Source organism: Pararhizobium sp. IMCC21322 (assembly GCF_030758295.1).
Classification (GTDB): domain Bacteria; phylum Pseudomonadota; class Alphaproteobacteria; order Rhizobiales.
The window spans coordinates 3,853,837-3,877,304 of sequence record NZ_CP132335.1; the positions used below are offsets into that span (position 1 = coordinate 3,853,837).

Consider the following 23,468-nt stretch of genomic DNA (forward strand, 5'->3'; position numbering starts at 1 on the left):
ACAACACATCAAAGTGCGTGGTATCCCCGGTCCCGATAAATCAATCCCGGACCATCCGTACCGGAAATGATGGCGTGTACTGCGCCGAACAACACGGAATGTGTTCCCACTTCGACAAAATTTTGCAGCCGACAATCCAGCGCTGCCAGACACCCTGGCAGGACAGGCGCATCTGAAGCCGTTTTGTCTATCTTGAGCCCCTGAAACCGATCTTCATTTGGGTCCGCACTCATTCGCCCGGCAAACAAATCAGCCATCGCCTGATCCTGCGCCGACAGAATGTTGACGCAGAACCCGCCATTGCGCTTGATCGTTTCATTGCTGCGCGAAGCCCGGTTTACGCAAACCAGAACAATTGGCGGAGCATCAGACACTGCGCTGAAGGCTGTCACAGTCAGACCGGCGGTTCCCGCGTCGCCTGCTGTGGTCACAATATGCACGGCGGAACCGACACGGCTCATGGCTTCGCGAAACTGATCCTTGGAAACAGTCTCCGACACTGCGGGTTGGATGGGTGTGATTGCGGTCAAAACGGCCTCTGGGATATGATCCATTGCATGTAGGGCAAAATTATTAAGAAGACCACATTTCTGTCTGTTCGGAGATACAAATCGGGCTCGATCATGAAACGATCGAGCCCGATAACTTACTGTTAGGCCATCGCTTTTTGCAGGTTTTCATCGATCTTGTCGAGGAAACCTGTTGTCGAGAGCCATTTCTGTTCAGGCCCGACCAAAAGCGCCAGATCCTTCGTCATGAAACCGCTTTCTACTGTGTCAACGCAGACTTTTTCCAGTGTCAGGGCAAAGTCGGCAAGCGGCTGATTGTCATCCAGCTTGGCACGATGTGCCAGACCGCGTGTCCATGCAAAGATGGAAGCGATTGAGTTGGTGGATGTTTCCTTGCCCTGCTGGTGTAGGCGGTAATGGCGCGTCACGGTACCGTGCGCAGCTTCCGCCTCAACAGTTTCACCATCCGGTGACATCAACACAGATGTCATCAGGCCAAGGGAACCAAAGCCCTGGGCAACAGTATCGGACTGCACATCACCATCATAGTTCTTACAGGCCCAGACAAAACCACCGGACCATTTAAGAGCAGACGCCACCATGTCATCGATCAGACGGTGTTCATACACAATCTTCTTTTCAGCAAAGGCTTCGGCAAATTCAGCCTGAAACACTTCTTCAAACAAATCCTTGAAGCGGCCATCATAAACTTTCAGAATTGTGTTCTTTGTTGACAAATAAACCGGCCAACCGCGTTTCAGGCCATAATTCAACGAAGCACGTGCGAAGTCACGAATGGAATCGTCCAGATTATACATGCCCATAGCGATACCGGCAGACGGGAAGTCGAACACTTCATGTTCAATCACCTTGCCGTCTTCGCCTTCGAACTTCATGGTCAGCTTGCCTTTGCCAGGCACACGGAAATCGGTTGCGCGATACTGGTCACCAAATGCGTGACGGCCAATGACCATAGGCTGTGTCCAGCCCGGCACCAGACGCGGTACGTTTTCACAGATGATCGGCTCACGGAAGACAACGCCACCCAGAATGTTCCGGATTGTGCCGTTTGGTGAACGCCACATTTTCTTCAGGCCAAATTCTTCAACACGTTCTTCATCAGGTGTAATGGTGGCACATTTGATACCGACACCATATTCCCGGATCGCATTGGCTGCATCAATGGTAACCTGATCATCGGTCTCATCACGGTATTCCATACCCAGATCATAATATTTCAGATCAATATCGAGATAGGGATGAATCAGCTTGTCTTTGATGAACTGCCAGATGATACGTGTCATCTCGTCCCCATCCAGTTCAACAACCGGATTGGCAACCTTGATTTTAGCCATGTTTGATTTTCCTTAAGCTTACGGGCCCAACGCCTCGACCGCATGCAATAATTCGGTCTGGCGACATAAAATGTGTGAATACGGCGTTCCTATAGCACCGTCTTCCCTGCGCCGAAAGACCTTCGAAAGTGTAATTATTCATTCGCATCTCCTCTTGCCAAGAAAGCAGCATCGCTTTAGCAAATCCAAACTTCCACTTGCCCATATGACGGGAAACCTAATGGCCGGGACTAATTCAAAAGCAAAAATGATAACCGGCGGCCCAGCGATTATTCTGGTGGAGCCACAACTGGGTGAGAATATCGGAACGGCAGCCCGTGCGATGGCAAATTTTGGATTGTCCGAATTGCGCGTTGTCAATCCACGCGATGGCTGGCCCAGCGAAAAGGCCAAAAATGCCTCTGCGAAAGCGGATCATGTCATCGACAACGCACAGATTTTTGACACAGTCGAAGAAGCCTTGTCGGGGCTCAATTTGGTTTACGCGACAACGGCGCGCCCTCGAGACATGTTTGTGTCAGTCAGCGGACCTGAAGCCGCTATGAAAAACGCCCGCGAACACGTAGCAAGCGGCCAGAATTGTGGCATCTTGTTCGGGCGTGAGCGAACCGGCCTGACCAATGAGGAAGTGGCTCTGGCCGACGAAATTGTGACCTTTCCCGTCAATCCTGCCTTCGCCTCGCTCAACATCGCTCAGGCGGTATTGCTGATGTCTTATGAATGGATGAGGACCGGCAATGAGGCAGAACCCCTTCAATTTGAGGCGCTCACTGCGCCCCAGGCTCGCAAAGAAGATTTGATTGGGTTCTTTCAACATTTGGAAGGCGCACTGGAAGCCGCCAATTTCTTCCGCCCGCCCGAAAAGAAAGCCCACATGGTGAGCACATTACGCGCACTCTTTCAAAAAGCCCGTTACAGCGAGCGCGATGTCACCATCCTGCGCGGCGTCGTTGGTGCATTGGAAGGACGCAGAACCCGCAACACCCCGCGTCGCCAGGCTGCAGAGGCGCAAATTGCGGATGCTAAAACAGACGAACCAGAATGAGCAACACCCGCATTCTCGTTGTTGATTCAGGTCTGGGCGGACTGTCTGTTGCACATGCCATACGCCAGCAACTTCCATCTGTATCAATGACATATTGCGCGGACTACGCAGCCTTTCCCTATGGAAATTGGGAACAGAATGATCTGCGGGTTCATTTGATTAACCAGATCTCAAAATGGATTGATGATTGCCAACCGGACGCAGCGGTGATTGCCTGCAACACTGCATCCACCTTGATACTGCCTGGTCTGCGCGCCAGATTTGACATTCCCTTTGTAGGCACAGTTCCAGCCATCAAACCGGCTGCCGCCATCACAAAAACCAAAATGGTCAGCATTCTGGCCACGCCCGGAACCGTTGCACGCGATTACACCCGTTCCTTGCTGACCGAATTTGCCAACGGCATTGACGTTGCATTGATTGGCAGTCCAAATCTCGCCAGTCTGGCAGAACAATGGTATCTTGATGGTGCGTCACAACAGCTACGCGCTGCAATCAGCCATGAACTGGAACCCTGTTTCAAGCAGGCATCAGATAATGCCAGAACAGACAGTGTTGTGCTCGCCTGCACCCATTTTCCGCTCTTGAAATCTTTATTGCAGGAACTGGCCCCCTGGCCCGTTCACTGGCTTGACCCCAGCAACGCGATCGCCCGTCAGGTCAAAAAAATTCTTGGTAACAAAAGCGTTGTTGGTGACCGCGGAACCTTTGATGTTCTCAGCAGCCAACCGGGCGGCGAAACCCGTGTGCTGACAGTGTGGCAAAAGCTTTCATCACAACCGGGTTCGGCTTGACAGGCCAAGACTGAATGACTACACAACGCCTCATATGCGGGGTCTTTGGCCCCGTATTTTTGTTACGCACCTGTGGGAGAAGTGAGCGCTTCGCTTTTTCTCCCTGTCGGCAAGGCCAAAATCCTTGCAAAGGAAGGCGCGTTTCCTTGAAACACTTTGAACAGGAAACACGATGAGCAAGCGCAATTCGTCTAAATACAAAATTGATCGCCGCATGGGCGAAAATATCTGGGGTCGTCCGAAGAGCCCGGTAAACCGCCGCGACTATGGCCCAGGCCAGCATGGTCAACGCCGTAAAGGCAAACTCTCTGATTTCGGCACGCAGCTGCGTGCTAAGCAGAAGCTGAAAGGTTACTACGGTAACATCACTGAAAAGCAATTCCGTCGCATCTATGCAGAAGCGACACGAGTGCGCGGTGATACATCGGAAAACCTGATTGGTCTTCTGGAAAGCCGTCTGGATGCGATTGTCTATCGCGCCAAATTCGTACCAACTGTTTTCGCTTCACGCCAGTTCATCAACCACGGCCACATTCGGGTCAATGGTCAGCGCGTCAACATTCCTAGCTACCGCGTAAAACCGGGCGACGTCGTTGATATCCGCGAAAAGTCCCGCGAAATGGTTATGGTTCTGGAAGCAACCGATCTGGCTGAACGCGATGTGCCGGAATATCTGACCGTTGATTACGGCAAGATGGCTGCACAATACACCCGCATCCCACTTCTGGCGGACGTACCCTTCCCGGTCGTCATGGAGCCAAACTTGGTGGTCGAGTTTTACTCACGCTAAACGCCAGCTTCATAGATTTTTTAAAACCCCGTCCATTGTGGCGGGGTTTTTTGTTGGGGCATTTTCTTAAAAAAAAGCCGCAGCAGAAAACATGTCCTGCTGCGGCTCAAACTAGAATTATCTAAAAGAAATCAGGCTGTTTCGCGGATTGTTATTCCGGCAGCTTTCAAATGGTCCTGAAGCTCTTTGGCTTGGAACATTTCCCGGACAATATCGCAGCCGCCCACAAACTCGCCCTTGACGTAGAGCTGGGGAATTGTGGGCCATTGGGCATAGTCTTTGATGCCTTGGCGCAACTCGTCATTTTCCAGAACGTTGATGCCCTTGTAGTCCACACCCAGATAATCCAGAATCTGGACCAATTGGCCTGAAAAACCGCATTGCGGGAAATTGGGTGTGCCCTTCATGAACATCACCACGTCGCTGGATTTTACTTCGCTGTCAATCCAGCTGTTAATATCACTCATAGAACTGCTCCTGTTCTTTTCATTCGGGTGCGCTGGTCTGAAGAGCAAGGGCGTGCAATGCGCCGCCCATATTGCCCTGCAGCGCCTGATAAACCATCTGGTGTTGCTGAACACGCGATTTGCCACGAAAACTCTCTGACACGATTTCGGCGGCATAATGGTCGCCATCGCCCGCAAGATCGCGAATTGTAATATTCGCATCCGGAAGGGCGGCTTTAATCATGACTTCAATGTCATTGGCATTCATTGGCATATACGGCAATCCCCTTACCTTCGATGCGTGACTTTACGCCTTTGTGCCGGACATGTAACCCGGCAACCAGCTTTCATGCGTCTGTTTCAACGTTTCTACGGATATGGAGCACTTGTCAGCAAGTTTCAATTCCTGACCACCAACTATCCCGATCCGGTTGGCCGGAACTTCAGCATCCGCGGCGCTGGACAGTACAGCATCCGCTTTTTGCGGGCTGACTGTCAGCACATAGCGCGCCTGATCTTCTCCAAACAGACTTTCGGCGCTGGTGGACTGTAATCCGGCTAAATCAGCACCCTGCCCGCCTGCCATCGCCATTTCAGCAATTGCGACCAACAAACCACCATCGGAGATATCGTGACAAGCGGTCACAGAGCCATCAAGAATTTGTGAGCGAACAAAATCTCCATTGCGGCGCTCCACGGCCAGATCGACTTTGGGCGCGGGACCTGCTTCCAGACCATGAACTTCACGCAAATAGATGGATTGTCCCAGATGGGTGCCGGCCTCACCTATCAGAATGATAACATCGCCCTCATGGGCAAAAGCCAGCTTTGCCATTTGGGTCCAGTCGGCCAGAAGACCAACCCCACCAATGGTTGGTGTGGGCAATATGCCTTCCCCATTGGTTTCATTGTAAAGCGACACATTGCCTGAAACGACCGGGAATTCCAATGCACGGCAGGCTTCGCCGATACCCTCAATGGCCCGCACAAACTGGCCCATGATTTCAGGGCGCTGCGGATTGCCAAAATTGAGATTATCTGTGACAGCCAAAGGCGTTGCGCCAACAGCGGTCAGATTGCGCCAGGCTTCCGCAACCGCCTGCTTGCCGCCCTCAAATGGGTCCGCCTCACAATAGCGCGGTGTCACGTCACTCGTCATCGCCAATGCTTTTTGCGTGCCGTCCACACGTACAACACCGGCATCGCCACCGGGCAACTGCGCCGTATTGGCCTGTATGAGGCAGTCATATTGCTCGGTAATCCAGCGTTTTGATGCCATATCCGGTGAGCCGATAATCGTTTTCAACGCCTCAATCGGATCGGCTAGCAGAGGTATGTCTTCAAGCGGGGCAACAGGTTGTGGGGCAACCCAGGGGCGGTCATATTCCGGTGCTTCATCGCCAAGTTTCTTGATTGGCAAATCCGCCATCAACGCACCATGGTGATGAATCTTGAATCTCAGATCAACTGTGGTTTCGCCAACAATGGCGAAATCCAGCCCCCATTTGGTGAAAATAGCTTCGGCAACAGCCTGCTTGCTGGGCTCAAGAACCATCAACATGCGTTCCTGGCTTTCCGACAGCATCATCTCATAGGCGCTCATGCGCTCTTCGCGGCAAGGCACCTTATCCAGATCCAGCGTGATACCAAGATTCCCACTGGCGCCCATTTCCACCGCTGAGCAGGTCAGACCGGCAGCGCCCATATCCTGAATGGCAATCACAGCACCGGTGCTCATAAGTTCCAGGCAGGCTTCAAGAAGGCATTTTTCCGTAAAGGGATCGCCGACCTGAACGGTTGGGCGCTTTTCCTCGATCTGATCATCAAACTCGGCAGATGCCATAGTGGCACCGCCGACCCCATCGCGTCCGGTCTTTGCACCCAGATACACAACCGGAAGGCCAACGCCTTCTGCCTGAGAGGTGAAAATGCCATCACGGTTTGCAATCCCAAGGGCAAACGCATTGACCAGAATATTGCCATTATAGCGGGCGTGAAAATTTACCTCGCCGCCAACTGTGGGAACACCGAAACAATTGCCATAGCCGCCAACACCGGCAACCACACCGGCAACCAGATGGCGTGTCTTGGCGTGTTCCGGCGCGCCAAAGCGCAAGGCATTCATGGCGGCCACAGGCCGCGCGCCCATCGTGAAAACATCGCGCAAAATACCGCCAACACCTGTGGCAGCACCCTGATAGGGCTCAATGAATGAGGGGTGGTTGTGACTTTCCATTTTGAAGACAGCAACCTGTCCGTCTCCAATATCCACGACACCTGCATTTTCGCCAGGACCATAGACAACGCAAGGGCCGGTAACCGGCAGCGTCTTCAGCCATTTCTTTGAAGATTTGTAGGAACAGTGCTCGTTCCACATGGCTGAAAAGATGCCAAGCTCTGTAATGGTTGGCGTGCGTCCTGTCAGCTCAAGAATATGCTCATATTCTTCCGAATTAAGGCCATGGCTCTCTACCATCTCCGAAGAGATGGGGGCATTATTATCGAATGTAGGTAACATCAGCTACAGGCCTGTGATCCACTGGTCCAACGTTTCAGATCCGCATTGATACGCGCAGCTTGTGCGCCCTGCATCAACGGACCATAGGCCGATATGGTGGCCTGGGACTTATTCTTATCTGTTGCTTCAACAATCAGGAGCGGCTTGGCTTCAAGATCATTCTTCGGCACCAGAAGAATTCTGGCACGGTTAAACACCGGATTAACATCGCTCTCGGCTGCATAATCGGAAAAACCGGAAGCACCGGCTCCAAACCAGCATTTGCGAATTTGGTCACTGACAAGGTTGGCAAGTCCGTATTTCGGACCGGGGCCACGCTCATAGGTCTGGGTATCCAGACAACCGGACAGCGGCAAGGTCAGCAACAAAGCAGTAACGGAAAGCGCAACTCGGGTCATGCTGCCTCCAACAGGCTGGTGAAAACGCCGCGTCCGGAAACGCCGCCATGAAGTTCTTCAATCAGATTTTCCGGATGGGGCATCAGGCCCATCACGGTACCGGTATCATTCATAATTCCGGCAATATCGTTTAATGATCCATTGGGGTTGGTTCCATTCGCATAGCGAAACACCACACGATTATTGCTTTCCAATGTGTCCAACGTGCGCGCATCGGCAAAGTAATTGCCATCATGATGCGCAACGGGACAGGCAAAGACTTCACCCTGTTGATACTGGCGAGAAAACAAAGTGTCCGCATTGCTGGTTTCAAGCTGAACCACCTTGCAGACAAAATTCAGACCCGCATTGCGCATCAGTGCGCCCGGCAACAATCCGGACTCCGTCAGAATCTGAAACCCGTTGCAGACGCCCAGAATTCTGGTTCCGCGCGCCGCATGTCTTTGCAAATCTTTCATGACAGGAGAGCGGGCTGCAATGGCACCGGACCGAAGGTAGTCACCGTAGGAAAAGCCGCCAGGCAGCACAATCAGGTCAACATCAGGGATGGTCGTTTCCTGATGCCAGACCAGCGCAGGCTTCTGACCGCTGATATCTTCCAGTGCCCTGATCATATCCCGATCGCGATTGGAGCCTGGGAAAACGAGAACTGCTGATTTCATAGGTTAATTTCGAAGTCCTCAATCACAGTATTGGCAAGCAGTTTTTCACAAATGGCGGTCAGTGTTTTCCGGGCTTCATCAGCGCTATCGGTGTCCAGTTCCACGTCAAAGATTTTGCCCTGACGGACTGACTGAATGCCCTGAAAAGACAGCGCATCCAATGAGCCTTCAATCGCATTGCCTTGTGGATCAAGCACACCGTTCTTCAGCGTAACGACTACACGAGCTTTCATAAATCAGACCTATTTAACCAGAACCGGGCCAGAGCCGTGGGGCCGTTCATTATCATTGAGAATTCCAAGGCGACGGGCAACTGTCTGGTAGGCTTCCAGCATTCCGCCCATGTCACGACGAAAACGATCCTTGTCCATCTTTTCCTGTGTCTTTGCATCCCAAAGACGACAGGAATCAGGCGAAATCTCATCCGCCAGAATAATGCGCATCAGATCGCCTTCCCAAAGCCGTCCAAATTCGATCTTGAAATCAATCAGCTGAATGCCTGCTCCCATAAACAAGCCAGCGAGGAAATCATTGATTCGAATAGCCATCGACATCATGTCGTCAATTTCGGGCGGAGCCGCCCAGCCGAAAGCTGTTATGTGCTCTTCGGAAACAAGCGGGTCGTTCAGTTCATCATTCTTGTAATAAAACTCGATGATGGACCGCGGTAAGGCTGTGCCCTCTTCCAGACCGAGCCGGGTTGCAATGGACCCGGCAGCCACGTTGCGCACGACCACTTCCAGCGGAATGATTTCCACTTCGCGGATCAGCTGTTCCCGCATATTCAAACGCTTGATGAAATGGGTCGGGATGCCAATGCGATTGAGGTTTTCAAAAATATGCTCGGAGATGCGATTGTTGAGAACGCCTTTGCCATCAATCACTTCGTGTTTTTTGGCGTTAAAAGCGGTCGCATCATCTTTGAAATGCTGAATAAGCGTTCCAGGTTCCGGGCCCTCATAGAGGATTTTTGCCTTGCCTTCATAAATACGGCGACGACGGTTCATATGGCTGTAACCTGTGAGGAAAAAGAGGTGGATACCATTCAGATACCCACAAAGACAACTTTGCCAAACACTAAAGGAAACACAGGCCAGTTACAATCACCCGGCAGCAAATGCCCCGACTTCACCGGCTGTATTTTCAAATTTTTCCATCATTTTCCATCTTTGTCTCTTGCGGTGGATGGTACGGCAACGATATGCACAATACGCAATCCTGAGATTGCACCGGAATTCCTGCCGCAGAGAGAATCAATATGACGACTTTTGATCGACGCAAAGACGCCTATGAGAGTAAATTTGCCCATGACGAAGAGCTTAAGTTCAAGTCAGAAGCGCGCAGAAACAAGCTTCTGGGCATGTGGGCAGCAGAAAAGCTGGGTTTTGCGGAAGAAAAAGCCACAGAATATGCTGGTGCCGTAGTTGCCTCAGATTTTGATGAGCCAGGCGACGAAGACGTTTTCCGCAAAGTGCGCGCCGATTTCGATGCGGCTGAAATCGCCGTATCTGACCAGGAATTGCGCGAGAAAATGGTGCTCCTTATGGGTGAAGCCGTTCAGCAGATCGAAGCCGCAAAAAAGTAACAACAAACCAATCTGGCTGGTGATTGCGCGATGGCACAGGATTTTGTATCCGAACTGAAATCCGGCAAGGAAATCATCGCGGGCTGGTGTGGTATTCCGAACGGGCTGATGGTTGAGGCTCTGTTGAACGCCGGATATCAGACTGTGACGCTGGATATGCAGCACGGTTTTCACGATATCTCCAGCGTTCTGACCTGTGTAGCCTCGGCCAAAATGATGGGCCAGCGCCTGATTGTCCGCATTCCTGTTGGCGAATGGGGCACCGCCAGCCGCGCGCTTGATATGGGCGCTGCAGCTGTGATTGCGCCCATGATCAACACTGTTGATGATGCACAGGCATTTGCGGCTGCCATGAAATTTCCACCTGTCGGTGGGCGCAGCTGGGGCCCAGGCAGAGCCATGCTGGTCTCAGGCCAGCGGGACCCGAACACCTATTTGTCCTCGGCCAATGATAACACGCTCGCAATTGCGATGATCGAGACCCGTGAAGCCCTCGACAATCTGGATGCCATTCTTGCAGTACCAGGGATTGATGGTATTTTCGTCGGCCCCTCGGACATGTCCGTCACCTTTTCCGACGGCGAGGAAATCAATCAATTTGGCGACCGCAGCGTTGGTGTGATTGAAGAGATTGCCACGCGCACGATCGCAGCCGGCAAAATTCCCTGCATTTTTGCGATCCTGCCGAAGCATCTCAAATTGGCGCGATCATTTGGCTACCAATTATGTGCATTGAGCACTGACAGCGGCGTGATTGCACGTGGTGCAGCGGAGCTTTTGTCAGAAATAGACGATTGAAGCGCTAAATCCGGGTCAAAAATTTGGACAGGGCCATAAGCCCTTCAGGCCATGGACCATGGCCACTTTCATCATTGATGTGCCCTTGTTCTCCTGCGTCTATCAGCAACGACCCAAGATCAAGCGCGGTTTCCTCCGCCCTTTGATAGCTGCAATAGAAATCATTCCTGCTGGCCACCATCAAAGATGGAAAAGACAGTGGCGCAGTGGAGGCTGGCAGAAAACCGTCGGTTTCCGGTATCAACTCCTGAACTGTGGTCAAATCCGGCATCGCAACAAGCATTGCGCCGACGACATTTGCATCTGACAAATGTGGTGCAGCATGGGTCAGAGCAGCCGCACCAAGACTGTGAGCAATCATAAAGACCGGCCTGTCAGCCGATTTCGCAGCAGCTACTATGTTGTTGGTCCAGGCATCCCGGTCTGGCGCCAACCAGTTTTCCTGATCAACGATCCGAGCCGTTTTCAGCTTGCTGTTCCAGCGCCGGTACCAGTGATTTTCTGTACCGCCGCCAAGACCAGGCAATATCAAAATGTCGAGTTCGCCAGTTTTCACGCAGCATCACCAAAGACGCGTTTGAAGATCGTATCCACATGTCTTGTATGCGTCGCCATATCAAACTCTTTCTCGATCTGCTCGGCGCTCAGCGCTTTGCCGACATCCTCATCCTGTTTCAGCTCCTGCATGAACTGATCCGCCGCCACCGGTTTGCGTGCCTGATAATTATCCCAGACCTTCATGGCGTTGCGCTGAACCAACCGATAGGAATCTTCACGAGACAGACCAGCCTGCGTCAGTGCCAGCAAAATGCGCTGAGAGAAAATCAGGCCACCCATAGCTTCTGCGTTGGCGAGCATGCGTTCTGGATAGACAAGCAATTTATCAATCACACCGGTAAGCCGCGCCAGCGCGAAATCCAGCGTGATTGTCGCATCCGGGCCGATCATACGTTCAACCGAAGAATGGGAGATATCCCGTTCATGCCACAACGCGACATTTTCCATGGCAGGCAGCGCGAAGCTCCGTACCATTCGGGCAAGCCCCGTCAGGTTCTCGGTCAGCACCGGGTTGCGCTTATGGGGCATGGCTGAAGAGCCCTTTTGACCAGGGGCAAAATATTCCTCTGCTTCCAGAACCTCAGTGCGCTGAAGATGGCGGATTTCTGTGGCCACACGTTCGATGGATGAGGCTACAACGCCAAGAGTGGCAAAGAACATGGCATGTCTGTCACGCGGGATGACCTGTGTCGACACAGGTTCCGGTGCCAGCCCCATGGCCTGCGCAACATGTTCTTCAACTTCCGGATCGATATGGGCAAATGTGCCGACCGCCCCGGAAATCGCGCAGGTGGCGATTTCAGCGCGCGCTGCGACCAACCGGTCACGGCAGCGCGCAAACTCAGCGTAAGCGCCGGCCAGTTTCAAGCCAAATGTCACAGGCTCTGCATGAATTGCGTGCGAGCGCCCGATGCAAACAGTCATCTTGTGTTCAAAAGCACGTTTCTTCAATGCAGCCAGCAAAGCGTCCATATCGGCCAGAAGCAGATCTGCTGAACGCGTCAATTGTACATTGAAACAGGTGTCCAAAACGTCGGAAGAAGTCATGCCCTGATGAACGAAGCGCGCATCGGGGCCGACAATTTCAGCCAGATGCGTCAGGAACGCGATGACATCGTGCTTCGTTTCACGCTCGATCTCGTCAATGCGTGCAACATCGAATTCAGCTGCACCACCCTTTTCCCAGATGGTCCGTGCAGCGCTTTCAGGAATAACACCAAGCCGCGCAAGCGCATCACAGGCATGCGCTTCAATTTCAAACCAGATGCGGAATTTTGTTTCCGGCGACCAGATTGAAACCATATCGGGTCGGGAGTAACGCGGTACCATGAATAAGTCCTGTTGTTTGAAGGGAGTCGCGCCTTCCTATCAGAGCAAGCGGTCCGCCTCAATTACCAGAACGCTTTTTATGACGATTGAATCAGTTTAGCCTTCATCCCACTCGCAATTGTCGAACGAGCTGTAATCCAGCAGACGCTCTGTAGTCCCGGCGCGGGCAAGCCGCGAGCAACCTTCCACTGCTTCCTCGCTTTCGAACACCCTGACTTTGCCGGTATCATTTGCAACCGGTGACGACGCGCACAACTGGTCCTTGTCATTCAATAAGCCCCTTACCTCAGCGCCGGCATCGGCTTCTGCTGTGACAAAAAAATTCTGACCGCTCTGATTTTCAATGCATATCTGCGAAGCGAAAATATCGCTTTCCTCTGGAGGCAACAGATATGGATAAACAGCGTAAATGAGCAGCCCGATAATGACCGCCGTGAGCGCGAGAGCAATCCAGCGCATGAGCAATACCTTTCATCCCTGCTGTGACGAAGTCAGCATGTGTCGAAAGCTCAATGACTTCAATGCAGTTGAGGCCGTAACACACGAAAGTGATTATGAGTGAATTTGCCGTGTCTCAATGAGCAGTAACGTGGTGCATGGCGTATTCCCGCCTCAGCTAGGGAGAGATGTAATGAGCCTGAAAAAAATCGGCCTCACCACAACGGCCGTCGCACTTGCATTAGGTATCGGATTTACAGCAACACTGTCTGTCGGACAGATGCCACCATTTGGCAATGAGGAAGACACAAGCTACGCAACGGCACTTTGGCAAGAAATGCTGGATGCAAATATGGCAGGAGAAGGTGCTATCCGAGCATTTCCGTATGAGGGCGTCGAGCCACATGGATTTGTTCTGGAAACTTTCTACACCAAAGCCACTATTGACGGCCACACCGGCGACCTTGTGATCAAGCGCAATTACGGTCCCGAAGGCGTATCCGTGGAAGAAGTGCAAGACGATGCCACCAAACATCTGGCTGCCATCACAGTTATGTTTAAGCGTGAAAACGGCTATGATTCAGATAACAAAGACTGGTTCTGGGCCAAATATCTGCCAGATGGATCGCTCGATAAAAACCCGGCAGGCATGGAGTTGGCCGGACGTGTAGCAAAAGGCAACGAAGAAGCCGGGTGCATTTCCTGTCACGTGGCAGAAGACGATTATCTGTTTACGACCAACCACATCAAGTAAAAACCTTTGACAATATGACCCCGTTCAATTGGGGTCATATTGTCAGCGCCTTACCAGACTGTCTCGGTGGTGAATGCCAGATAATTACCATCAGGGCCTTCAAAGCCTGGTGTATTCATGACAAGCATGATGGCCAGGGCAATTCTTCCCCCCGGCAGTCTGTGTGCATAGACCTGATCAATCCGGTAATCCAGCGGACAGCCTCTGCTGGTTGGAATTCGGGTATCTTCATGCAGAATTTTAACACTACCGGGAACAGCCAACAAAAGACGAAAGCCGTAAGTCGTCCCGAAAACGGCACAATTATCACCCGCAGACAGCTCAAAGGTATCGAGTTGAACTTCAAAGGGCGTGCCAGATGCCATTGTAGATTTGACCGGTATGAAGCGCACATTCTTGGGATCTGCCGACACTTCGCTGGAAGGATTATGGGCAACCAGCACACCATTGCTGGATTTTACCCCATATTGCGACAGCAAAGCCGATGCCTTTTGCTGGGCAGAAGCGCGCGCCTGATTGGGCGAGGATGAATCTTCTTGCAGCACAACATCAATCGGGGTTCCAGAGACCCAGGAATCTGTTTTCACATCGACAATGGTGATGCTGGCATAAGCAAAGCCCGAGCCATCCTGAATGCCGTACTGCTCGAAGGCGAAGTAAGCACCATCATCGGAAAAACCGGTCGATCCCAGTTCTGCCAGATCAGCAGCAGACGCTTCTGAAACCATCAATCCGGCAAAAACGGCGATGAGATGTTTGAAAAGTCGCGTGGAAGACATCATGAATTCAATCCTTTCCTGCAGCCTGTGCAGCAGCGCGAATGGCGCTGATATTGGCACGGTAGCCTTCGACCCCCGCCCCCTTATACACCGCTGAGCCTGCAACAAAAACATTGGCGCCCGCTTCTGCGACAAGCGGTACGGTTTCGGGCGTGATACCGCCATCGACCTGAATATCGATGTCGCGATCCCCCACCATGGACCGGATGCGGCGCACCTTGTCAGCTGTTGCCGGAATAAAAGCCTGACCACCAAAGCCCGGATTAACAGTCATGACCAGAATGAGGTCAAGCCGATCCAAAACATACTCCAGAACCGATTCCGGCGTGCCTGGATTGAGCGACACACCGGCCTTTTTGCCCAATGCTTTTATAGCCTGTAGCGACCGGTCGAGATGTGGACCAGCCTCGGCGTGCACTGTAATAATATCGGCACCGGCTGCTGCAAACTGCTCCAGATAAGGATCGCAGGGCGCGATCATGAGATGCACATCCACCACTTTTTTGGTTACAGGCCTCACGGCTTCCACCGCGATTGCTCCAAATGAAATATTTGGCACGAAATGACCATCCATCACATCTACATGAACCCAGTCACAGCCTGCTTCATCAATGGCGCGCACCTCTTCGCCAAGGCGGGAGAAATCCGCAGCCAATATGGAAGGGGCAATCAGCATGGGACGGCTCATGAGAAAATCCTGGGTTGTAGGACAAAATACTGGATAATTGGCGAGTTAGCACAGGGGACAAAAACAGACAATGTGCCGGGCCCTGTCATAGATCGAACTTTGCTTCCCAACTCGGCAGCGTATCGTCGGGCCGGCTGGTTGTGTTGTAGACCGCTATGGCGATTGCCCGGGCCATTGTGCTGGCAGCGGCTGCATTCAAAAGGATCAGGTCCGTGACTGGCCGTTCCTCTGTTGACAATCCGAACACCACATCGCCATCCATCGGCGTATGGCAGGGCCAGATAGCACGGGCATATCCGTCATGAGCGCTCATTGCCAGCCGCTTTGTCTGGCCCCGGTTCAGTTTGGCGTTTGTTGCAATGACGCCAATCGTGGTGTTTTCAACCGCAGTCAAGGCTCTGTTCTGTGGCTTCTTGACCCTGACTTTGGCCAGGCTTGGCGTGACATCAGCTGTGCCGAGACCGCCAAATTCACGATCCAGTTCAAAGGGCGCTGCCCAAAAATGCGGGCCCGTTCCCATTGTTACCTGCCCGACCGCATTGACCGCGACATAAGCGCAAACAAGCACGTCATCCGGCAGGCGCATTTCGGCATAGCCAAACCCGCCACGCAGATTGGCCGTGGTGGCACCCAGTCCGGCCCCAACCCCGCCCAACAAGAATGACTCATCAACATCGCGAATCGCTTTGCGGCCAAGGGCCGAATAGGGGGACTGGGCCTGCCAGTCTTTTCGCCCGCCATTGCCAAGATCATACAGAATAGCTGATGGAACGATTGGCACCGTCTGATCGCCCACTGGAAAGCCCCGCCCCTGTTGGCGCAGCATATCTGTCACACCACCTGCGGCATCCAGACCAAATGCTGAACCGCCAGACAGCACGATTGCATCAATATGGGTGACGGTGTTTTCCGCTGCCAGCAGATCAGTCTCGCGCGTGCCGGGTGCAGCGCCCATCACATGCACCGCAGCCAGCGTTGGACGCGCGCACAAAAGCACGGTGACCCCCGTGCGAATGTTGGCGTCATCTGCATGTCCGACAAGAATTCTATCAAGTGCTGATTTCATAACAGCAAGCATTCACAAAAATGGCCTGGATTTGCAACCGGGCCATGCAGCAAAAGTTGACCTAAACTTAGTTTATCTGCTTATAAGTCCCATCAGACCATTCGTACAAAACATAGCCTGGCAGGGAAACATCGCCTTTGCCGTCAAATGCAAGACGGCCCAGGACAGTTGCAAATTCGCCAGTATTCAAAGCCTCACGCGTTGCATCATAGTCAGTCGAACCGGCTAATTGAGCGGCTTGAGCCCAGGCCTGAATGGCAGCATATGTATAGAGCACGTAACCTTCTGATGTTTTTCCAGCGTCGTTGAGGTCTTTGACCACATTTGCAGCTTCAACATTGTCTTCCGGATTGGGAAGGAACGTCATAAGAGCCCCTTCCCCGGCTTCACCGGAAATGCCCCAGAAATCATCTGTCATCAGTGCATCGCCGGATATCAGGACAGTGTCCAATCCCTGTTCACGCATCTGCCGGACGATAAGGCCAGCTTCGGTGTGGTAGCCGCCGACATAAAGCACATCAACGGCTTCTTGCTGCAGCTTGGTGACAAGTGCGGAATAGTCCCTTTCACCTACATTGTAGGCTTCATAGAGTGCTGGTGTGCCACCGGAAGCTTCAAAAGCCGCTTTGGTTGCATCAGCCAATCCTTTGCCATAGACGGTTTTATCATGGACAAAGGCGACGTTCTTGTCAGCAAAATTTGCACTTAGATAGGCGCCGGCAGCGGCCCCCTGCTGATCGTCACGACCGCTAACGCGATAGGTGCCACCATCAGCGCTTCCTGGACGCTCATCCGTCAGTTTCGGATTGATGGAAGCTGGTGATATCTGGATGATCTTTTCTTCAAAATAGACCGCCGATGCCGGGATTGATGAGCTTGAGCAAAAATGACCTGCAACAAACACAACCCCCAAAGCGGACATCGTGTCGGCCACGGCAACTGCCTGTTTCGGGTCGCAGGCGTCATCACCAATTTCCAGAACGATTGGTTCGCCAAGCACACCACCCGACGCATTGATATCGGCAATCGCCTGTTCTGCGCCGATGCGCATTTGCTCACCAAAGGGCGTATACTGACCCGTCATTGGACCAACTATTGCAATTGAAATCTCTGCATTGGCTGGTGAGACAATTGTCAAGCTGGCCGCCAGAGTAATTGCTGCAAAAATTGTGTTCTTCATTCCGATACACCCCTTGGAACAAACAGGAAATTTTGCTTGTAATATGAACCGCTTACGCACTCGCTCCGAATATTCAATCGCAATTCTTGGACAATTGGTAGGGCTGGTTTGGAAAAACTTGGCGCGCACCAAACCACCACTGATCACAAGGAGCAGGTATCGACAAATGGCCTGTTTCTGCGTTGTAGCAGCGACAGAAGCGAGCGCTTCGTCACCAGACAAGTGACGACACACATAGCTTCCACTGAGCCAACGTCGTAAAGTCGCCACAATATGATCCAGATTGGCGACAGCGCGGCGGTGTCAGCTCAATGCAGCTTCAACTGCAGTGAGTGCCTTATCCGCATCTGCGCCATTGGGACCACCTGCCTGCGCAAGATCGGGCTTCCCGCCACCGCCCTTACCACCAAGTTCAGCTGCAACAGTCTTGACCAGATCAACCGCACTGAAACGTTCGGTCATGTCGGCAGACACACCGACCGATGCGGCCGCCTTGCCATCTTCTGCGACCGCAATCAGAACGACAACAGAGCTGCCGAGTTTCTGGCGGGCCTGATCAACCAGTCCGCGCAGGTCTTTTGGCGAGACGCCCTCAACCACCCGGCCAAGATACTTGAAGCCGTCCTTCTCTATGGCAGCATCAGACAGACCGGTCAGAGCCAGCTTGGCACGCGCATCGCCGAGCTCCTTCTCCAGCCTTTTGCGGTCAGCCAGTAAGGATTCAACGCGTGTGACAGCGTCTGCCGGTGTTGACTTCAACACGTCAGCCACATCCCGCAAGCGTTGTTCCTGCTGCTTCAGATGGTTTCTGGCAGCCACCCCGGTGAAAGCCTCAATACGCCGTATACCCGAAGCAACAGCGCCTTCAGAGGTAACAGCAACCAAGCCAATTTCACCGGTATTGCCGACATGGGTTCCACCGCACAATTCCGCTGAGTAGGTTTCGTGCTCCGCATCCGGCTCGCCATTGAGCCCCATCGAAACAACGCGGACCTCATCGCCATATTTCTCGCCAAACAGAGCCATGGCACCCGCCTCAATAGCATCATCCACAGCCATCAAACGGGTGGTCACGGGCGCACTCTGCAGAATAATATCATTGGCGATGGCTTCCACCTTGGCCATCTCCTCATCGGAGACACCTTTTTGATGGGAGAAATCAAACCGCAGACTATCCGGCGCAACGCGGGAGCCTTTTTGAGCCACATGAGGCCCAAGCACGCGGCGCAGAGCCTCATGGATCAGATGAGTTGCTGAATGGTTTTTGCGGATATCGGACCGCCGCGCATTATCGACCTGCAATGCGGCACTATCGCCAACAGAGATGGAGCCGCCCTTGCCAATTTTCCCCTTGTGAACAAACAGGCCACCAGCCTTCTTCTGCACGTCGCTGACAGAAATTCCGATTTTGCCTTCAACCAGAATAGTGCCTGTGTCGCCCACCTGCCCGCCGGATTCGGCATAAAATGGTGTCTGGTTGAACACCAGTTGCACTGTGTCGCCCGTGTCGGCCGTGTCAACTGACGCGCCATCCTTGATGATGGCCATCAACTGGCCCTCCGCCCGTTCCTGCTCATAGCCCAGAAATTCTGTGGGAGCCAACGTCTCGGACAGTTCCAACCACACGGTTTCGGTGGCTGCATCGCCGGAGCCCGCCCAATTGGCACGTGCCAGAGTTTTCTGCTCGGTCATGGCAACGTTGAAAGCGTCGGTATCAACGCCGATCTCACGGGCCCGCAAAGCGTCCTGTGTCAGATCAAGCGGGAAGCCATATGTGTCGTAAAGTGTGAACGCCGTGCGGCCATCAAATGTATCACCAGCCTTAAGGTCCAGGCTCGCCTCATCCAGCAATGTCAGACCGCGAGACAGGGTTTTGCGGAACCGGACTTCTTCCATCCGCAAAGTTTCCGTAATCATGGCTTCTGCACGCTGCAATTCCGGGAAAGCCTGTCCCATTTCACGAACCAGAGTGGGCACCAATCTGTGAATCAACGGATCTTCTGCACCCAGCAGACTGGCATGACGCATGGCACGGCGCATGATGCGGCGCAGAACATAGCCACGCCCTTCATTGGACGGCATTACGCCATCAGCCAACAAAAAGCTGGTTGCGCGCAGATGATCAGCAATAATCCTGTGACTGGACTGATGATCCGCGTCGGCTGCAACACCTGTTGCCTCTACGCTGGCAGCAATCAGAGCTTTGAAAAGATCAATGTCGTAATTGTTGTGGACGCCCTGCAGCACGGCTGCAATTCGCTCCAGTCCCATGCCTGTATCAATGGAAGGTTTTGGCAAATTAACGCGCTCATCCGGCGTTGTTTGCTCATACTGCATGAAGACCAGGTTCCAGATTTCAATAAACCGGTCACCATCTTCTTCGGGACTGCCCGGAGGTCCACCCCAGATATTCTCTCCATGATCATAAAAGATTTCAGAACAGGGGCCACACGGACCGGTATCGCCCATTGCCCAGAAATTGTCATGAGTCGCGATGCGGATGATCTTCTCATCCGGTAATCCGGCGATCTTCTTCCAAAGATCAAAGGCCTCATCATCCTCATGAAAGACTGTGACAAGCAATTTGTCTTTGGGCAGGCCGTACTCGCCGGTGATCAGCGTCCAGGCATGGTGGATCGCCTGCTCTTTGAAATAATCACCAAATGAAAAATTACCCAGCATTTCAAAGAATGTGTGGTGGCGCGCCGTATAGCCCACATTGTCCAGATCATTATGCTTGCCGCCTGCACGCACGCATTTCTGTGACGTCGCTGCGCGCGGCACTTCCGGCTTCACTGCGCCCGTGAAATAATCCTTAAACTGCACCATGCCCGCATTGGTGAACATCAAAGTCGGGTCATTCAGCGGCACAAGCGGACTGGACGGCAGAACCTTATGGCCGTTTTTCTCAAAAAAATTGAGGAATGCCGAGCGGATTTCGTTGACGCCAGCCATAGGACTACTCTCATTTGCTGCGAAGAGGCGCACAAACCCGTCGGAATTGCCTTTCGGCCCCCAACCGGATCATGCGCATCCTTCTGAAGATCAAGGATTGTTTAGATCGACGGGTGTTTTAGCGATCCGGTGAATATGTGTCCATAGGGGTATGAAAACCAGATGTTTTGCTTCAAACAAAAAAGCCGCCTGAAACAGGCGGCTTTAAAAGTCTGAACGTTTGAAAAAGCCTATGCGCTCAACGCACCATCATCTTTCTCGTCATCAGACCTTGGATCGTCTTCCAGAAGTTTCTCGGCAATCAGGCCTGCATTCTGGCGGATCGCTGTTTCAATTTCCTGAGCAAGGTCCGGGTTTTCTTTAAGAAACTGCTTTGAGTTTTCACGGCCCTGCCCCAGACGCTGACTGTCATAAGAGAACCAGGCACCGGATTTATCGACAATCCCCGCCTTCACACCCAGATCAAGCAACTCACCAGTCTTGGAAACACCTGACCCATACATGATATCGAACTCGATCTGCTTGAATGGTGGTGCAAGCTTGTTCTTGACCACTTTGATACGGGTCTGATTGCCCACAACCTCATCACCATTCTTGATCGCGCCGATACGGCGAATATCGAGGCGTACAGACGCGTAGAATTTAAGGGCATTACCACCCGTCGTGGTTTCCGGACTGCCAAACATCACACCGATCTTCATACGGATCTGGTTGATGAAAATAACCATGGTGTTTGATTTTGAAATTGAGGCTGTCAGTTTCCGCAAGGCCTGGCTCATCAAACGGGCCTGCAGGCCTGGCAATGAATCACCCATTTCGCCTTCAAGCTCCGCGCGCGGCGTAAGGGCTGCAACAGAATCGATCACCAGCACATCGACCGCGCCGGAGCGCACCAGCGTATCGGCGATTTCGAGCGCCTGCTCACCGGCATCAGGCTGTGAAATCAGAAGATCATCCAGATTAATGCCCAGTTTGCGTGCATAGATCGGATCAAGCGCATGCTCAGCATCGATAAAAGCGCACACGCCACCAATTTTTTGCGCCTCTGCAATCGTGTGCAGCGCCATGGTTGTTTTGCCCGATGATTCAGGACCGTAAATTTCAACAATACGCCCGCGTGGCAGGCCACCAACACCCAGTGCAATGTCAAGACCAAGGCAACCTGTGGAGATTGTCTCAATCTCGACCACATTGTCCTGACCCAACCGCATGATTGAACCTTTACCGAAAGCGCGCTCTATCTGCCCGAGCGCTGCATCCAATGCTTTTGTCTTATTATCCATTCCGTCTCCATCGACGACTCTGAGCGAATTGATCATTTGACCCTCTTTGTTTCATGCAGACGCTGTTGTTGCAATTGCCAATAATGTACATGTTTTGTTCCATATTGGCAATGGCGTTTTATATGATTGATTATTAAAAGCTATTTAATACATGTTCTTTTTTTGTTCGGCCTGATTTTGGCAATCAAAGGTCTCGGGAATTGTCGTTCAACATAGCGCGCATGAAGAATCAGTTCCTATCATATCCGGGCATTGCGACACTCTGTGTCAGCGCGTTGGAGCCGGTCCCGTTGAATCGCGCACAACCAGTTCCACCGGCCATACAGTTCGCTGCGGCGTCTCATGCGGCAAGCGCACATGTTGCAACAACATTTTGCTGATCTCGGTCCCTGCCTGACGGATAGAGGACCTGGTCGTTGTCAAAGCCGGATGCATCTGTTCCGCCTTCAAAAAGGGCAACACATCATCATGCGCGATCAGCGACACATCGGTTCCGATACTTTGCCCATTGCTGACAATTGCACGGGACGCACCCAGCGCCATCAAAGTACTGGAACACAGGATCGCCGTCGGCGGATCAGACAAATTCAAAAGGTCTTGCGTAAAGCTGAAACCGTTTTCCTCGCTCATATCACCATCGCACAGAAGCTCTGGATCAATCGCCACCTCGCGTTCAGCCAGTGCCTTACGATATCCAAGTTCCCTGTGGCGGGCGAACATCATGGCATTGGGGCTGTAGTTCAAAAGAGCAATGCGACGATGACCAAGATCAAGCAGATATCGGGTTGCCTTCAGAAAGGCGCCCTCATTGTCAATGTCCAGAAAGGCATAAGAACCAACTGCATCTGATCGACCGTGCAGGATGAATGGGAATTTGAGGTCCAGAAGATCCTCCACCCTGTGGTCCTGAATGCGCGGTGATGAAAGAATAATGCCGTCCACACGCCCGTCGCGGACAATACGGCGATACGCCTCGCGCTCGGTCTCCCGTTTGGTGACAGACACCAGAAGATCAATGTCTTTCGTGCCAAGATGCTCGCCAACACCGGCAAGAAACTCTACGAAATGGGGATCGAGCAGCAGATTCTGATCCGCCGTCAGCAGCATGCCGATTGTACCGGCACGGCCTGTGGCCAATCGCCTGGCGCTGGCATTCGCGCTGTAGCCAAGTTCAACGGCCGCGTTCTGCACCCGCAGTCGCGTTGCTTCCTTGACTTCCGGGTAGCCATTCAATGCCCGGCTGACGGTGGTCTGGGACAAGCCAAGATGTTCGGCCAATTCACGTAGGTTCATGATCTCAAATATTCGGTTTCGCAAAGACGTGAGACAAGATACAATTGTCATGCCTCACAAGATCGCAGCTTTACAGATTAAATTCAAAGCGCTTTCAATTCGTCAGTGGAAAAGACCAGAGGCAATTCGTCAACCGTGAAAATGTGCTGCAACGCAATAATGGCTGAATTCTGCCTGTTTAATTCGATCAACTCCGGCATCGGGTATCATTTTAAAAAAATACGCCCATCATTTTCCAATTCAAA

Annotated in this window: 25 protein-coding genes; 6 read left to right on the forward strand and 19 right to left on the reverse strand. The window is 52.5% G+C overall.

The window, feature by feature from the left end; translation table 11 throughout:
- Nucleotides 1–8: 8 nt before the first annotated feature.
- Together RAL91_RS18180 and RAL91_RS18185 are read right to left on the reverse strand one after the other, a co-directional pair.
- Nucleotides 9–530 (reverse strand): flavin reductase family protein, encoded by a 522-nt coding sequence (locus RAL91_RS18180; RefSeq protein ID WP_306257665.1) that lies wholly within the window; start codon nt 528–530, stop codon nt 9–11.
- Nucleotides 531–652: 122 nt separating this feature from the next.
- Nucleotides 653–1,864, reverse strand: a complete 1,212-nt coding sequence (locus RAL91_RS18185) for an NADP-dependent isocitrate dehydrogenase (protein WP_306257666.1) — start codon at nt 1,862–1,864, stop codon at nt 653–655.
- A gap of 220 nt (nt 1,865–2,084) precedes the next feature.
- Here RAL91_RS18185 and RAL91_RS18190 point away from each other — a divergent pair, with 220 nt between their 5' ends.
- The 3 genes from RAL91_RS18190 (at nt 2,085) to rpsD (ending at nt 4,493) form a co-directional block, all read left to right on the forward strand.
- Nucleotides 2,085–2,909 (forward strand): RNA methyltransferase, encoded by an 825-nt coding sequence (locus tag RAL91_RS18190; RefSeq protein WP_306257667.1) that lies wholly within the window; start codon nt 2,085–2,087, stop codon nt 2,907–2,909.
- The gene (gene murI / locus RAL91_RS18195) at nt 2,906–3,703 is read left to right on the forward strand and encodes a glutamate racemase (RefSeq protein ID WP_306257668.1); all 798 of its coding nucleotides are present in this window, start codon (nt 2,906–2,908) and stop codon (nt 3,701–3,703) included. The genes RAL91_RS18190 and murI overlap by 4 nt, the downstream gene beginning before the upstream one ends.
- A 172-nt stretch (nt 3,704–3,875) precedes the next feature.
- Nucleotides 3,876–4,493 carry a 30S ribosomal protein S4 gene (gene rpsD / locus RAL91_RS18200; RefSeq protein ID WP_306257669.1) on the forward strand — a complete coding sequence of 206 codons (618 nt, stop codon included), beginning with the start codon at nt 3,876–3,878 and terminating at the stop codon, nt 4,491–4,493.
- 131 nt (nt 4,494–4,624) lie between these two features.
- On the opposite strand, the gene grxD is transcribed toward rpsD, so the two are convergent.
- Genes grxD through purC form a run of 7 tightly spaced genes read right to left on the reverse strand, consistent with a single transcriptional unit; the run spans nt 4,625 to nt 9,524 of the window.
- Entirely contained in the window at nt 4,625–4,960 is a 336-nt protein-coding gene (gene grxD / locus RAL91_RS18205; RefSeq protein ID WP_306257670.1) for a Grx4 family monothiol glutaredoxin, read from the reverse strand.
- A 19-nt stretch (nt 4,961–4,979) separates the two neighbouring features.
- Nucleotides 4,980–5,213, reverse strand: coding sequence for a BolA family protein (locus RAL91_RS18210; RefSeq protein WP_306257671.1), 234 nt, complete (start codon nt 5,211–5,213; stop codon nt 4,980–4,982).
- A 33-nt stretch (nt 5,214–5,246) separates the two neighbouring features.
- Nucleotides 5,247–7,457, reverse strand: a complete 2,211-nt coding sequence (gene purL, locus RAL91_RS18215; RefSeq protein WP_306257672.1) for a phosphoribosylformylglycinamidine synthase subunit PurL — start codon at nt 7,455–7,457, stop codon at nt 5,247–5,249.
- Nucleotides 7,457–7,855, reverse strand: coding sequence for a hypothetical protein (locus tag RAL91_RS18220; RefSeq protein WP_306257673.1), 399 nt, complete (start codon nt 7,853–7,855; stop codon nt 7,457–7,459). The genes purL and RAL91_RS18220 overlap by 1 nt, the downstream gene beginning before the upstream one ends.
- A complete protein-coding gene (purQ, locus tag RAL91_RS18225) occupies nt 7,852–8,517 on the reverse strand; it encodes a phosphoribosylformylglycinamidine synthase subunit PurQ (RefSeq protein WP_306257674.1) in 666 nt (221 codons plus the stop codon). The genes RAL91_RS18220 and purQ overlap by 4 nt, the downstream gene beginning before the upstream one ends.
- On the reverse strand, nt 8,514–8,750 hold the full coding sequence (purS, locus tag RAL91_RS18230) for a phosphoribosylformylglycinamidine synthase subunit PurS (protein WP_306257675.1): 237 nt from the start codon (nt 8,748–8,750) through the stop codon (nt 8,514–8,516). Before purS ends, purQ begins: the two co-directional genes overlap by 4 nt.
- Nucleotides 8,751–8,759: 9 nt before the next feature.
- Nucleotides 8,760–9,524 carry a phosphoribosylaminoimidazolesuccinocarboxamide synthase gene (gene purC / locus RAL91_RS18235; RefSeq protein WP_306257676.1) on the reverse strand — a complete coding sequence of 255 codons (765 nt, stop codon included), beginning with the start codon at nt 9,522–9,524 and terminating at the stop codon, nt 8,760–8,762.
- A 251-nt stretch (nt 9,525–9,775) separates the two neighbouring features.
- Here purC and RAL91_RS18240 point away from each other — a divergent pair, with 251 nt between their 5' ends.
- On the forward strand, nt 9,776–10,102 hold the full coding sequence (locus RAL91_RS18240) for a DUF1476 domain-containing protein (RefSeq protein WP_306257677.1): 327 nt from the start codon (nt 9,776–9,778) through the stop codon (nt 10,100–10,102).
- 30 nt (nt 10,103–10,132) lie between these two features.
- Nucleotides 10,133–10,900 (forward strand): HpcH/HpaI aldolase/citrate lyase family protein, encoded by a 768-nt coding sequence (locus tag RAL91_RS18245; RefSeq protein WP_306257678.1) that lies wholly within the window; start codon nt 10,133–10,135, stop codon nt 10,898–10,900.
- Between the two features lie 4 nt (nt 10,901–10,904).
- On the opposite strand, the gene RAL91_RS18250 is transcribed toward RAL91_RS18245, so the two are convergent.
- The 3 genes from RAL91_RS18250 to RAL91_RS18260 form a co-directional block, all read right to left on the reverse strand.
- Nucleotides 10,905–11,456, reverse strand: a complete 552-nt coding sequence (locus RAL91_RS18250) for an alpha/beta hydrolase (protein WP_306257679.1) — start codon at nt 11,454–11,456, stop codon at nt 10,905–10,907.
- Nucleotides 11,453–12,787: an adenylosuccinate lyase gene (gene purB, locus RAL91_RS18255; RefSeq protein ID WP_306257680.1), complete on the reverse strand. Its 1,335-nt coding sequence runs from the start codon at nt 12,785–12,787 to the stop codon at nt 11,453–11,455. The genes RAL91_RS18250 and purB overlap by 4 nt, the downstream gene beginning before the upstream one ends.
- A 96-nt stretch (nt 12,788–12,883) precedes the next feature.
- Nucleotides 12,884–13,246 carry a hypothetical protein gene (locus tag RAL91_RS18260; protein WP_306257681.1) on the reverse strand — a complete coding sequence of 121 codons (363 nt, stop codon included), beginning with the start codon at nt 13,244–13,246 and terminating at the stop codon, nt 12,884–12,886.
- A 172-nt stretch (nt 13,247–13,418) separates the two neighbouring features.
- On the opposite strand from RAL91_RS18260, the gene RAL91_RS18265 reads away from it, so the two are divergent.
- Complete coding sequence (locus tag RAL91_RS18265; protein WP_306257682.1) at nt 13,419–13,979, forward strand: cytochrome P460 family protein; 561 nt, start codon at nt 13,419–13,421, stop codon at nt 13,977–13,979.
- A 50-nt stretch (nt 13,980–14,029) separates the two neighbouring features.
- On the opposite strand, the gene RAL91_RS18270 is transcribed toward RAL91_RS18265, so the two are convergent.
- From RAL91_RS18270 to RAL91_RS18300, 7 genes are all read right to left on the reverse strand, one after another.
- On the reverse strand, nt 14,030–14,761 hold the full coding sequence (locus RAL91_RS18270) for a DUF2259 domain-containing protein (RefSeq protein ID WP_306257683.1): 732 nt from the start codon (nt 14,759–14,761) through the stop codon (nt 14,030–14,032).
- Nucleotides 14,762–14,765: 4 nt separating this feature from the next.
- Nucleotides 14,766–15,446 (reverse strand): ribulose-phosphate 3-epimerase, encoded by a 681-nt coding sequence (gene rpe / locus RAL91_RS18275; protein ID WP_306257684.1) that lies wholly within the window; start codon nt 15,444–15,446, stop codon nt 14,766–14,768.
- 85 nt (nt 15,447–15,531) lie between these two features.
- Nucleotides 15,532–16,512 carry a P1 family peptidase gene (locus RAL91_RS18280; RefSeq protein ID WP_306257685.1) on the reverse strand — a complete coding sequence of 327 codons (981 nt, stop codon included), beginning with the start codon at nt 16,510–16,512 and terminating at the stop codon, nt 15,532–15,534.
- A 67-nt stretch (nt 16,513–16,579) separates the two neighbouring features.
- On the reverse strand, nt 16,580–17,692 hold the full coding sequence (locus RAL91_RS18285) for a branched-chain amino acid ABC transporter substrate-binding protein (RefSeq protein WP_306257686.1): 1,113 nt from the start codon (nt 17,690–17,692) through the stop codon (nt 16,580–16,582).
- Between the two features lie 303 nt (nt 17,693–17,995).
- Complete coding sequence (alaS, locus tag RAL91_RS18290; RefSeq protein WP_306257687.1) at nt 17,996–20,647, reverse strand: alanine--tRNA ligase; 2,652 nt, start codon at nt 20,645–20,647, stop codon at nt 17,996–17,998.
- A 230-nt stretch (nt 20,648–20,877) separates the two neighbouring features.
- Nucleotides 20,878–21,966, reverse strand: a complete 1,089-nt coding sequence (gene recA, locus RAL91_RS18295; protein ID WP_306257688.1) for a recombinase RecA — start codon at nt 21,964–21,966, stop codon at nt 20,878–20,880.
- Nucleotides 21,967–22,197: 231 nt separating this feature from the next.
- Nucleotides 22,198–23,223 carry a LacI family DNA-binding transcriptional regulator gene (locus RAL91_RS18300; RefSeq protein ID WP_306257689.1) on the reverse strand — a complete coding sequence of 342 codons (1,026 nt, stop codon included), beginning with the start codon at nt 23,221–23,223 and terminating at the stop codon, nt 22,198–22,200.
- Nucleotides 23,224–23,468: the final 245 nt, after the last annotated feature.

Coding starts and splice junctions, on each gene's coding strand:
- RAL91_RS18185 (WP_306257666.1), bottom strand. CDS start 1,864: ATGGCTAAAATCAAGGTTGCCAATCCGGTTGTTGAACTGGATGGGGAC.
- RAL91_RS18190 (WP_306257667.1), top strand. CDS start 2,085: ATGGCCGGGACTAATTCAAAAGCAAAAATGATAACCGGCGGCCCAGCG.
- murI (WP_306257668.1), top strand. CDS start 2,906: ATGAGCAACACCCGCATTCTCGTTGTTGATTCAGGTCTGGGCGGACTG.
- rpsD (WP_306257669.1), top strand. CDS start 3,876: ATGAGCAAGCGCAATTCGTCTAAATACAAAATTGATCGCCGCATGGGC.
- grxD (WP_306257670.1), bottom strand. CDS start 4,960: ATGAGTGATATTAACAGCTGGATTGACAGCGAAGTAAAATCCAGCGAC.
- RAL91_RS18210 (WP_306257671.1), bottom strand. CDS start 5,213: ATGCCAATGAATGCCAATGACATTGAAGTCATGATTAAAGCCGCCCTT.
- purL (WP_306257672.1), bottom strand. CDS start 7,457: ATGTTACCTACATTCGATAATAATGCCCCCATCTCTTCGGAGATGGTA.
- RAL91_RS18220 (WP_306257673.1), bottom strand. CDS start 7,855: ATGACCCGAGTTGCGCTTTCCGTTACTGCTTTGTTGCTGACCTTGCCG.
- purQ (WP_306257674.1), bottom strand. CDS start 8,517: ATGAAATCAGCAGTTCTCGTTTTCCCAGGCTCCAATCGCGATCGGGAT.
- purS (WP_306257675.1), bottom strand. CDS start 8,750: ATGAAAGCTCGTGTAGTCGTTACGCTGAAGAACGGTGTGCTTGATCCA.
- purC (WP_306257676.1), bottom strand. CDS start 9,524: ATGAACCGTCGTCGCCGTATTTATGAAGGCAAGGCAAAAATCCTCTAT.
- RAL91_RS18240 (WP_306257677.1), top strand. CDS start 9,776: ATGACGACTTTTGATCGACGCAAAGACGCCTATGAGAGTAAATTTGCC.
- RAL91_RS18245 (WP_306257678.1), top strand. CDS start 10,133: ATGGCACAGGATTTTGTATCCGAACTGAAATCCGGCAAGGAAATCATC.
- purB (WP_306257680.1), bottom strand. CDS start 12,787: ATGGTACCGCGTTACTCCCGACCCGATATGGTTTCAATCTGGTCGCCG.
- RAL91_RS18260 (WP_306257681.1), bottom strand. CDS start 13,246: ATGCGCTGGATTGCTCTCGCGCTCACGGCGGTCATTATCGGGCTGCTC.
- RAL91_RS18265 (WP_306257682.1), top strand. CDS start 13,419: ATGAGCCTGAAAAAAATCGGCCTCACCACAACGGCCGTCGCACTTGCA.
- RAL91_RS18270 (WP_306257683.1), bottom strand. CDS start 14,761: ATGATGTCTTCCACGCGACTTTTCAAACATCTCATCGCCGTTTTTGCC.
- rpe (WP_306257684.1), bottom strand. CDS start 15,446: ATGAGCCGTCCCATGCTGATTGCCCCTTCCATATTGGCTGCGGATTTC.
- RAL91_RS18280 (WP_306257685.1), bottom strand. CDS start 16,512: ATGAAATCAGCACTTGATAGAATTCTTGTCGGACATGCAGATGACGCC.
- RAL91_RS18285 (WP_306257686.1), bottom strand. CDS start 17,692: ATGAAGAACACAATTTTTGCAGCAATTACTCTGGCGGCCAGCTTGACA.
- alaS (WP_306257687.1), bottom strand. CDS start 20,647: ATGGCTGGCGTCAACGAAATCCGCTCGGCATTCCTCAATTTTTTTGAG.
- recA (WP_306257688.1), bottom strand. CDS start 21,966: ATGATCAATTCGCTCAGAGTCGTCGATGGAGACGGAATGGATAATAAG.
- RAL91_RS18300 (WP_306257689.1), bottom strand. CDS start 23,223: ATGAACCTACGTGAATTGGCCGAACATCTTGGCTTGTCCCAGACCACC.